The 9,188-nt window shown below is 62.7% G+C and carries 14 protein-coding genes and 1 pseudogene; 6 read left to right on the top strand and 9 right to left on the bottom strand.

Going from position 1 to position 9,188, the window contains the following annotated elements; all coding sequences use genetic code 11:
* Positions 1–205 (top strand): hypothetical protein (locus tag WAN02_RS10910; protein WP_422264176.1); only part of this gene is annotated, 205 nt, incomplete at its 5' end.
* A 303-nt stretch (positions 206–508) separates the two neighbouring features.
* Here the strand turns inward: WAN02_RS10910 and WAN02_RS10905 are convergent.
* Both WAN02_RS10905 and WAN02_RS10900 read right to left on the bottom strand, forming a co-directional pair.
* Positions 509–1,354, bottom strand: a complete 846-nt coding sequence (locus WAN02_RS10905; protein ID WP_422264174.1) for a mycofactocin-coupled SDR family oxidoreductase — start codon at positions 1,352–1,354, stop codon at positions 509–511.
* A gap of 100 nt (positions 1,355–1,454) precedes the next feature.
* Complete coding sequence (locus tag WAN02_RS10900; RefSeq protein WP_422264173.1) at positions 1,455–1,844, bottom strand: nuclear transport factor 2 family protein; 390 nt, start codon at positions 1,842–1,844, stop codon at positions 1,455–1,457.
* Positions 1,845–2,098: 254 nt separating this feature from the next.
* Here WAN02_RS10900 and WAN02_RS10895 point away from each other — a divergent pair, with 254 nt between their 5' ends.
* Both WAN02_RS10895 and WAN02_RS10890 read left to right on the top strand, forming a co-directional pair.
* Positions 2,099–2,623, top strand: coding sequence for a hypothetical protein (locus WAN02_RS10895; RefSeq protein ID WP_422264172.1), 525 nt, complete (start codon positions 2,099–2,101; stop codon positions 2,621–2,623).
* 12 nt (positions 2,624–2,635) lie between these two features.
* Positions 2,636–2,740 (top strand): annotated as a pseudogene (locus WAN02_RS10890) (hypothetical protein); the annotation flags it as partial.
* 66 nt (positions 2,741–2,806) lie between these two features.
* Here the strand turns inward: WAN02_RS10890 and WAN02_RS10885 are convergent.
* Positions 2,807–3,091 (bottom strand): hypothetical protein, encoded by a 285-nt coding sequence (locus WAN02_RS10885; RefSeq protein WP_422264171.1) that lies wholly within the window; start codon positions 3,089–3,091, stop codon positions 2,807–2,809.
* A gap of 202 nt (positions 3,092–3,293) precedes the next feature.
* Here WAN02_RS10885 and WAN02_RS10880 point away from each other — a divergent pair, with 202 nt between their 5' ends.
* Together WAN02_RS10880 and WAN02_RS10875 are read left to right on the top strand one after the other, a co-directional pair.
* Positions 3,294–3,596 (top strand): hypothetical protein, encoded by a 303-nt coding sequence (locus tag WAN02_RS10880; RefSeq protein WP_422264170.1) that lies wholly within the window; start codon positions 3,294–3,296, stop codon positions 3,594–3,596.
* Positions 3,593–3,910: a hypothetical protein gene (locus WAN02_RS10875; RefSeq protein WP_422264169.1), complete on the top strand. Its 318-nt coding sequence runs from the start codon at positions 3,593–3,595 to the stop codon at positions 3,908–3,910. Before WAN02_RS10880 ends, WAN02_RS10875 begins: the two co-directional genes overlap by 4 nt.
* A gap of 94 nt (positions 3,911–4,004) precedes the next feature.
* Here the strand turns inward: WAN02_RS10875 and WAN02_RS10870 are convergent, their stop codons facing one another.
* Both WAN02_RS10870 and WAN02_RS10865 read right to left on the bottom strand, forming a co-directional pair.
* Positions 4,005–4,433, bottom strand: coding sequence for a DUF5313 family protein (locus tag WAN02_RS10870; RefSeq protein ID WP_422264168.1), 429 nt, complete (start codon positions 4,431–4,433; stop codon positions 4,005–4,007).
* Positions 4,434–5,015: 582 nt separating this feature from the next.
* Positions 5,016–6,170, bottom strand: coding sequence for an LLM class flavin-dependent oxidoreductase (locus tag WAN02_RS10865; protein ID WP_422264167.1), 1,155 nt, complete (start codon positions 6,168–6,170; stop codon positions 5,016–5,018).
* Positions 6,171–6,292: 122 nt separating this feature from the next.
* Here WAN02_RS10865 and WAN02_RS10860 point away from each other — a divergent pair, with 122 nt between their 5' ends.
* Positions 6,293–6,895, top strand: coding sequence for a TetR/AcrR family transcriptional regulator (locus WAN02_RS10860; RefSeq protein ID WP_422264166.1), 603 nt, complete (start codon positions 6,293–6,295; stop codon positions 6,893–6,895).
* A gap of 616 nt (positions 6,896–7,511) precedes the next feature.
* On the opposite strand, the gene WAN02_RS10855 is transcribed toward WAN02_RS10860, so the two are convergent.
* From WAN02_RS10855 to WAN02_RS10840, 4 genes are all read right to left on the bottom strand, one after another.
* Positions 7,512–7,769, bottom strand: coding sequence for an SDR family oxidoreductase (locus tag WAN02_RS10855; protein WP_422264165.1), 258 nt, complete (start codon positions 7,767–7,769; stop codon positions 7,512–7,514).
* A gap of 61 nt (positions 7,770–7,830) precedes the next feature.
* Positions 7,831–8,094, bottom strand: coding sequence for a hypothetical protein (locus tag WAN02_RS10850; protein WP_422264164.1), 264 nt, complete (start codon positions 8,092–8,094; stop codon positions 7,831–7,833).
* Positions 8,095–8,114: 20 nt separating this feature from the next.
* The gene (locus WAN02_RS10845) at positions 8,115–8,297 is read right to left on the bottom strand and encodes an SDR family NAD(P)-dependent oxidoreductase (protein ID WP_422264163.1); all 183 of its coding nucleotides are present in this window, start codon (positions 8,295–8,297) and stop codon (positions 8,115–8,117) included.
* 436 nt (positions 8,298–8,733) lie between these two features.
* A partial coding sequence (locus WAN02_RS10840; protein WP_422264162.1) for a cytochrome P450 occupies positions 8,734–9,188 on the bottom strand: 455 nt, incomplete at its 5' end.

Below are 9,188 nucleotides of genomic sequence, written 5' to 3'. Positions count from 1 at the left end.
GTGGCACCCTTCGGAACTGAACCGGTGGATGAAGGCGACGGGGCCCGAGGGGACCGTCAGCCTTAAGGGCCGCTGCGCCAGTTCCGCCAGCGGCACCCCGAGCGCCGCCGCCGACACATCCGGTGCGGCCGCAGCATCGACGTCACCCCGCCACCGTTCAACGGCATTCGATGCTCAACGGGTGACATCTGCATTAGCTCTTTGAGTGCTTGCGTTCCGCCCATCGTCGTTGGCTGCTGATGGCCCTGACCAGCTTTTACTCTGTGGAGCTGCCGGGCATCGAACCAGGCTTAAAAATCGACTGGAGCTGCGGAAACAGTGGAATCGACGACACGAAAACGACACCAAACAACGCGAAACGACCTGCGGATACGCGAACGGTGTTGATGGCATCAACACGCCATCAACGTCAAGGGCCTTTATTTCGCCGGAGCCGCCGGCTTTGAACCCCTGCCCTGGAATGGTCTCGTCGCAAATGGTGCGCGGTCGGCGTAGGTGCGACGGCGAATCAGCTGTGCGGGATCTTGAACGGCAACACGCTGCCCGCGTCAATCACGGTGGTGGTGCCGGTGACATAACGACTCTCGTCGGAAGCGAGGTACACCACCGCCGGTACGATGTCCTCGACGTCAAGCCACGGTACGCGTAGGGCATTCATGCCGGTCATGATCTCGGCGGCTTGAGCACGAGTAGCGTTGTCGAGTCCGGTCAGCATTGTGTAGGTATGCGCGTTGGCAATCATGGGGGTGTCGGCGGTGCCGGGATGGATCGAATTCACCCGGATACCATGCGGAGCCAGCTCGACAGCCAAGGCGCGCATGAGTCCGGTGACGCCGTGTTTGGCGGTGACGTAATGAGCCAAGTGGGGGTACGCAGTCAGCCCCGCGACTGAGCTGACCAGAATGATCGAGCCGCCGTTACCGCGTTCGATCATGGCCGGTGCAGCGGCCTTGACCGTCTTCCACACACCGGTGAGGTTCACGTCAAGCATCGTCTGCCAGGTTTGCTCGTCGAGTTCGAGCGCTGATCCGAAGGTTCCGATGCCGGCGTTGGCGACGACGACGTCGATCGCCCCGAAGGCGTCGACGGCCTGCTCCGCGACGGCCTGCAATTCGGATAGATCACGTACGTCGGCCGTGGCGGCGATAATCCGACGATCAAGGGCTTCAATGAGTTTCACGGTTTGAGCGAGGTCGTCTTCGGTGGCCCCCGGATAGCGGACCGTGTCGATGTCGCGGCAGATGTCAATCGCGATGATGTCGGCGCCCTCTTCTGCCAGCCGAACCGCGTGTGCGCGCCCCTGCCCACGCGCTGCACCGGTTACCAGCGCTACCTTTCCCGCTACCCTGTTCAACGACTCGCCTTTCGTGGTATTTCGGGGCGCCGATGTGGGCACTTTCCTACTGGTGCTTGAGGATCCGGCGAGGCGACGCCCGCCGTTGCGAGTTGCTCCTCTACGCCAAGGCGGCGGCGTTCCAATAGAAAGGCCGAATCTCAACGATCTTCCCCGCTCGCAGGCGGAAGCACTCCACTATCGGCATGCTCCGGATACCGGAATCGGTCGTAGCTCGGATGGGGAGTTCGATAAGTGCAACGACCCTGTCCGCATCGGCGAAGATCTGCTCGACCGCTACGTTCCCGACGTCAAATACCGCGCCCACCTGGCCGTAAACCGCCACGACGGCCTCGACTCCCTTGTGAACCCCACCGAAGGGGAGCGATGGTGCTTCGTTTAGCACCACGTCGGGATCCAATAAGGCCACGACCGCGGATATGTCACCTTCTCGCACGGCGGCATACAGGCCCTCTACGACACGCCCGTTCTCAACGACGGTGGACGTCATGACCCTCCTTCGAGCTGTCCTACTCGGGCGACTGCCTTCGGCAACACAGATGCAACGTACCACCGGGAGGCCCCCGCGCCCAAGCATCATTTATATGATGAACCGATAATACATATAATTGTTTTGACGACGGTAGCGCCCGGGCTAGACTTCTTGCGTCAGTTCAGCTGTCGAACAAGCTGCGCCGAGTTTCACACACTCGTCGCAGAGCTCGCCGGAAACGACACGCTCGCGTTATTCACCCGGATGGCGAAGTGGTCACACTGCGCGAACAGCTCGTCGCCGAGGGCCTCGACGCCGGCGCGGTCACCCTGCAATGGCACCTAGCTCAGCGAGGGCTACCCGTGCCATCGACCTCGACGATCCGGCGCATTCTTCACCATCACGGCCTGATCACCCCGCAACCACGCAAACGGCCTAAAAGCTCCTACATCCGCTTCGCCGCCGCCCAACCCAACCAGTGCTGGCAATCAGACTTCACCCACTGGAGCCTGGCCAACGGCAGCGACGTGGAGATCCTCAACTGGCTCGATGACCACTGCCGATACCTGCTCTACTGCACCGCATATCAGCGAGTCGCCGGACCCGACATCGTGGCCAGCTTCACCAAAGTGGTCAAACACCTACGGGCTACCCGCCGCCATCCTGACCGACAACGCCTCGGTCTACACCTCACGATTCACTCACGGCCACAACGACTTCGAGCGCATCCTGGCCAGCCTGGGCATCACTCAGAAAAACGGCCACCCCGGCCACCCCAAACCCAAGGCAAAATCTGACGCTTCCACCAAACCCTCAAACGCTGGCTGACGCCACGACCGCGGCCCACCGACCTCCACCAACTACAAACCCTGCTTGACAGCTTCCGCGACCTGTACAACAACGCCCGCCCGCACCGCGCCCTACCCGAACGCCGCACACCAGCCCAGGCCTACACCGCACTGCCCAAAGCCAGGCCCCCATCAACCTCGATCGAGCACTTCCGCATCCGCCACGACACCGTCGACCAATTCGGCAAACTCACCCTGCGCCACGGCAGCCAACTCCACCACCTCGGCATCGGACGCACCCACACCCACGCCCCAGTACTGATCCTGGTCACCACCACCACCGTCACCGTCATCAGCAAAACCGGCTATCAACTCATCGCCAGCCACCGCATCGACCCCGCCCACAACTACTGGCGCAACCAACAGAAAAACCCCGGCCGATGGCCGGGGCAACCTGTCACCGATGACGCGACTCATGTGTAACCCATGACTCGACTCATCACACGGTGGAGCTAAGGGGACTCGAACCCGTTACGTTGTGCGAGTAGAAAACCCCTGAGCTGCGGAGATACACACTCCGGCCCCACTTTTGGGGACAACTCGACACATGACACGACCAGCGGAAACAAGAAAAGCCATTGACAATGTCAATGGGCGCATCGCGGACCACCGGGGCGCCGTGGGCGATGTCGCCGGGGCCGCCGGGCTCCGCCCGATCTATGACAGCGGGCCGTGCTTCGACGGGAAGCTAGTTATCTTCGCCGACGAGCAATACGCCGACGATTACCTTCACCGGAAAGCCTCGGCCGGGACGCGCGTCGAGGTCACGTTCGGCCACGACGGCACGGTCGCCCGCGCCTCGAAGTTCGACGACGACGAGTGCACGGCCCACGTGAGCGGCGTCGTCGGCAGCGGCGAGCGCCTCCTGTGGACGTTGCAAATGTTCGCCGTCGACGACGAGCTCGAAGGGGCCGACCGATGATGACCGACTTTGATCCCGAAACCGAGCTCGTGCCGACCGAGCCCGAGCCCGCGCTCGCCTGGTCGCTCGACGACGGCGGCAGCGTGCCGTACATCGACGAGTCCTACGAGATCGCCGATGACGAGCTCGAAACGATGCTCCGCGAGCAGTTCGACCTCGACGACGACGACGACGAGCTCGACGACGACGGCGAGGAGCACACGACGTTCTGGCTCGTTACCTATCTGTGCGCCTTGATCGCGTGGCGTACCTTGACGCCGTGCAACTGGTACGGAATCCCCGTCCCGCAGGACACGCCCGGCAGCTGGGGGTGAGCGGCTCAGGCGAAGATCTCGAACCTGTCATCCGCGAGGTAACGCCTCTCCCACCGCCGGTAGCTCCACAGCCGCCACCTTCGCGTAAGTGCCCTTAGCACTGCTCGACGCCCATCTGCGTGTGCCGGTAGGTCGCCATGTAGCGCACGATCCGGTCCTCGTTCTCGCGGAGGTAGCGTTCGCGCAGCGCCATCTCGAGCGTTCCCGGCGCGTAACCGTGCTTCACGAGGCGCCGCTCCGCGGTCTGGTTGATGTAGGCGAGCGAGTACCACTGAGCTAGCAGTAGGCCGAGGACAATCGACGCCGCGGTGAGCCAGCCGGGCGGCATCACAGCCAGGATCAAAAGCGCGCCCGGCACGACCTGCACCGCGCCGCGTACGGCCTGGCGCAACCAGCGCGTGCGAGTCGTGGTGTCGCGCAGTACCCAGCCGTGGTAGTTCGGCCCGAGCTTGCCGCCGAAGGTGTACCAGAGCCAGCGCACCGGGTCTGGTCGGGCGATAGAGGGTTTGGTGTAAGTGGTCATGCCTAATCGTCGCGATCCGGCGTAGCCGCGTCGCCCATGCCAGCACTACACCGGGCTACCTGCTACCTGCAAGGCGCCCTTACCAGTTCGCTCGGTCGGCCTTCCGCCACGCCACGGACAGGCTGTACATGTGGCAGGGGCCGCCCCGCTGGATCAGGAGCCGACGACCTGGGCGCTTCACGTAGAGCCCGCCCGAGCGTCACCGGAGGCCCCGGGCGAGCTCATCCGGCTTAGTTTACGGCCGATCTCATTGACAAAGCCATTGACACGGCATTTCGGGTCTTGAAAAGTACCCCATGACTCGACTCATCACACGGTGGAGCTAAGGGGACTCGAACCCCTGACCCCCGCACTGCCAGTGTGAAAGCGGCTGTTCCGGGCCGTTCCGCAGTGTCTACAGAGTGGCGATCTGTACAGCTAGATGAACAATTCCCGTGGTGATGTGATCGAGCACGTCTCAGCGGGTGTTCGCGTGTCTTAGGACGTCGCTAGGACACGACGAACACGTGTTCGCAGTTTTTTGCTCCCAGTTATACACTCGCCACCTCCCGCACCCGGTCGCTTCGATTCACGGCGCCACAGTCAGCGGGATCGCGCCGGCGAAGGGGCCTTGAGGATCCGGCAGACCTCGATGCTGCGACGGATCGGTTGATGCGGATCCTCGTCGCGGGCCACGACCGGCAGGATGTCGCAGGGGGCCAACCAGGTGACGCCGGCGTCGACGTAGCGCTGCAACTCGGCCGCGACCTGCGCGGGCGTTCCGGCAATCCAGCTCTTTCGCGCCATCTCCGGCGACACTTTGCTGCAGACGTCGAGACACTCCTCCTTGGTCCATTTCACCGGAAGCAGCTTCATTGCGTAGTGCCAGTTAGGGGGGAATATCGGCTCGATTCCCTCCTTGGTCCACTCCCCTGACGGAAGGCGACCGAAACATGCTGTCATCCACGTCAGCAGCGGATTTCGCATCGCCTCCTCAATGACCTCCTCGTCGTCGTGAATCAGCACGGCCGGCCACAATCCGAAGTCAAAACTCGCAACGTCGCGCCCCTTGGCCTCGAGCCCCCGTTTAAGTTCGCTGATCACCTCATGAGCGTGCTCCGGATTTCGCCACACGTACGGAGACATGGACGAAAACCCGTCAGCGAAGCTGGTCGTAAGGTCAAGGAGCTTTGGGCCACCGCCAAGGGCCCAGAGCTTCGGTCGGTGGGGCTTTGCAAGGCCAATCCAGGCCTCATCTAGCGTCCACTTGTTGCCCTCGTGGCTGATTGGACCGTCGGTGTCCCAGAACTTATGGAATGTACGAAATAGATCCTCCCACCGAGCGAGCCCCTCACTGCGCCGGTGGCCGAACGGTTGAGCCTGCTTAAACTCCCCCGCGCCGATCTGGAACACCGAGCGGCCCCCGGTGAGATTTGCAACGGTAAGCATTGTCTGGGTGAGCTCAGCCGGTCCGCGACGCAGCGCGTCGGTGCTGATGACTGTCCCCAAATTCGGTGCGGCGGCGTGGAGATAGCCCGCCATCACAAACACGTCCGCGAATGAATCGCTGTCCCTCATCCAACTTGCGAGATGCGTGTTCTCTTCGGTCCAGAGCGCTTGGGGCCACCAGTGCGTCAGCTGGTCCCACAGCAGCATGTCGTCGACGACCCCGCTGCCTTCGATCAGTCGAACCATCTCCGCCACCGCTTGAGGTGGGAGATAGCGGTCAACTGGAACTGGCAAGCACGTCTGCGTCATCTGTCTCTCCTTTGGGTCGGACGATGCCAACGCGAGACAGCCCAAGGCTGAATGTCTAGGGCAGTGCCCAAAATATTGGGGCATTGCCCTAGATAATTCTGCGTCGCCACTATCCTCGGCCTATGGTCGTCCGAGATAGAGAGCTCACGCCGAATCATCTCGATAAACGCCGGCGCATCGTCGAAGCCGCCCAGGCACTTCTGTTGCGCGACGGACGAGCAGCGTGCACTACCCGCGCTATCGCCTCAGAAGGCGTCTTGGCGGCAAGCCTCATCCACTACTACTTCAACAGCGTTGACGAGATCGTCGACGCTGTGATGCAGGATCTCCTCGCCGAGATTCGCGACGGCCTCAACGCGGTGGCCGAGCGTCATCGAGAACCCGTGCCTAGGCTCTGGGGCGTCATCGATGCCCATATCCACGCGTTCGTCGGCCGACCGCAGCACTCGAAGCTATGGATCGATTACTGGCTCGCCACCGACCGCGCAGGCGACGCTAGCTCGATGGCACGGGTCGATGACATGTTCTGTGAGCTCTATACCGATCTGTTGACAAGCGCGGGCGCCGATCGCCCGTCGGCTCGGGCACGCGTGATATGCGCGTATCTGATCGGTCTTGCTGCCCGGCGAGGCATTCATCCTGAACGCACCGAGCACCTCGACGGGGATCTCGCGATCATGACGGGCCGACCGCGACCGGTTCCTCCTGCTGCGCCGACGGAGTGATGACCGGCACAGCATGCGCGATTGACTGACCGACGTGGCACCACCCCTCGAGGTGCCGCCCCTCTATCAGCCCGATGCGGGTTTTGAAGTGGCGGGAGCTTTCACTCGGACTCCTAGCCCATGTCGAAGTCCTCGCGGCGGCGGTTCCACCCCCCAACGGCGGACCTTCTGGAGCGCACGAAAGGGCTGACGCAAGCCTGTTGCCAACGGTCGATGTGTTCAGGTGCTGGCAATGTGACCAATCTCTATCATGTCCGCGGATGCCAATGGGACCGATGAGCGGATCGCGACGTCGATCGCCAACTGTCGAGTGGTCAGGGATCTCCTCCGCGTCGTTGCGGGTGTCGACAGGGCCCGTGACTCTGTAGCGCTGTGTTCCGCCGGATCGCGAAGAGCCCCTCGAAGCGTCTCTCTCCTCGGGCTGCTTAGCGGCGGCGGTTTAAGGCCTGTTTGCTGCGTTCAATTTGGGCCGCTATCGCGTCCATGGCATCCCGGCGCGATTGAGGATGACGACAGTCACGTCAGACGTCTACTTTTCCGCTTAATGGAATCCGCCGCTCAGACCAAAGCGTGGGAATGATATCGCGGAGTTAGGAGGGGGAACGCCGGACAGCAGTCACACCGTGTATCCGCCGTCCACATACAGCGTCTGGCCGGTGATCCAGGAGGCACGGTCAGAAAGCAGAAAAATTACCGCTTCGGCGACATCCTCGGCGCGACCTAGACGCGGTAGGTGAATGTTGCTCTTGGCCACCTCAAGTGCCCGTTGGGTGTAGTCACCATTGGCGATCAGTGCATCCCACATCCCCGACTCGATCACCCCCGGTCCCACCGCGTTGACCCGCACACCGAAGCGGCCTTCCTCGGCGGCCATTCCGCGCACCATCGCCTCGATCGCGGCCTTGGGTAACGACGAGAGGAGGTCGCGTTTGGGGTTACCTGGCCACGGCGGGAGTGGAGATGGCGACAATCGCGCCGGGGCGTGAGCGCAGGTGCACGAGCCCGGCCTGCAGCAGATTGAAGCAGGCGACCGTGTCGTTTTCCAGCTGGGCGCGGACCCGGTCGGGGTGGGTGTTAATGACATAGTCCATTTTGATGTGCGGTCCAGCGGCATACACGACGCCGGCCAAATCGCGCGTCCCGGCGAATCTGTCGTAGACACGAGCGACATCGTCGGTCTGCGTCAGGTCGAGCTGCACTGCATGCGCGGCAACCCCGCTCAGTTCAAGCTTTTTGACCAGGTCTCTGCTGCACTTTGATTGCGGCGGTAGGTGAGCACGATGTTGGCGCCCTCAGAGGCGAGCTGGCGGCACACCGCCGAGCCCAGGCCGCCTGACCCGCCCGCCACCAGCACCCAGCCGCCGTCCCACGACGGGCTTGTCGTCAATCGCGTGTCGCTCACATGTTGCCTCCCTCAGTGGTCCGTCGCGTAGGGCGTCGATCGCAGCCCGAGCAGGGGTGTGGCTGAACATCGCACTCGGCCACCCACAGGTTCGCTGCCATGGCGCCTTTATGGATCACTGTGCCTCTACCGTTCCGTGTCTCCATCACCCGCCCAGAGCCGGAGTGCCCCTCGGCTCACGGGGAGTCGCACCAGCCCCCCGTTTCGCCGACACGGTCACACGTGATCGCTCCCCTACCCCGCCGCTCCGGCCAGCAGACCAGTGCCGCACCGATTGAATGCGGAGTAGACCCTGATCCACTGATCACTGCTGGGCCGCCCGCGACCGATGTTCTCCTGCTGCGCCCATGGAGCGACGACCGACATAGCATGGCGATTGAATAACCGACTTATCTGATCATCGATCGTTGGGACCGACACCGATGTGGACGAACAGCTATGGGCAGAACGCCACCGGAAGGGATTCCACCACCACGGTGGCCAGGCTCGGGCGGTAGATCGCTGGGCCGCGGGCCTCGATGTGTCCGAACCTCGACAGCAATTCCTCGAATGCGACCCGGATCTCGACTTGCGCAATCGATGCACCAATGCAGCGGTGCGGCCCCCACGAGAACGCCAGCGCGAGGCTCGGCCGACGGCCGATGTCAAATTTCAGAGGCTCCGTAAACATTTCAGGGTCGTAGTTGGCAACAGTGAAGTTCATGACGACCGCGTCGCCGTTCTGGATTCGGTGACCACCGATCGAGGTGTCGGCGGTAGCTGTGCGGCGTATGTAGCGACCAGGGGTGACGATGCGCAGCATCTCAGCAGTCGCATCCGTGACGAGCGACCGGTCGGCGACCAGCCTGCTCTGCGCGTCGGGATTTCGTAGTAGCAGATCGAGTCCAGCGC

The sequence above is a fragment of the Mycobacterium sp. genome, from assembly GCF_049281135.1.
GTDB lineage: Bacteria > Actinomycetota > Actinomycetes > Mycobacteriales > Mycobacteriaceae > Mycobacterium.
The sequence above is the reverse complement of the archived record's forward strand: the minus strand, read 5'-3'. Positions and strand labels throughout refer to the sequence as shown.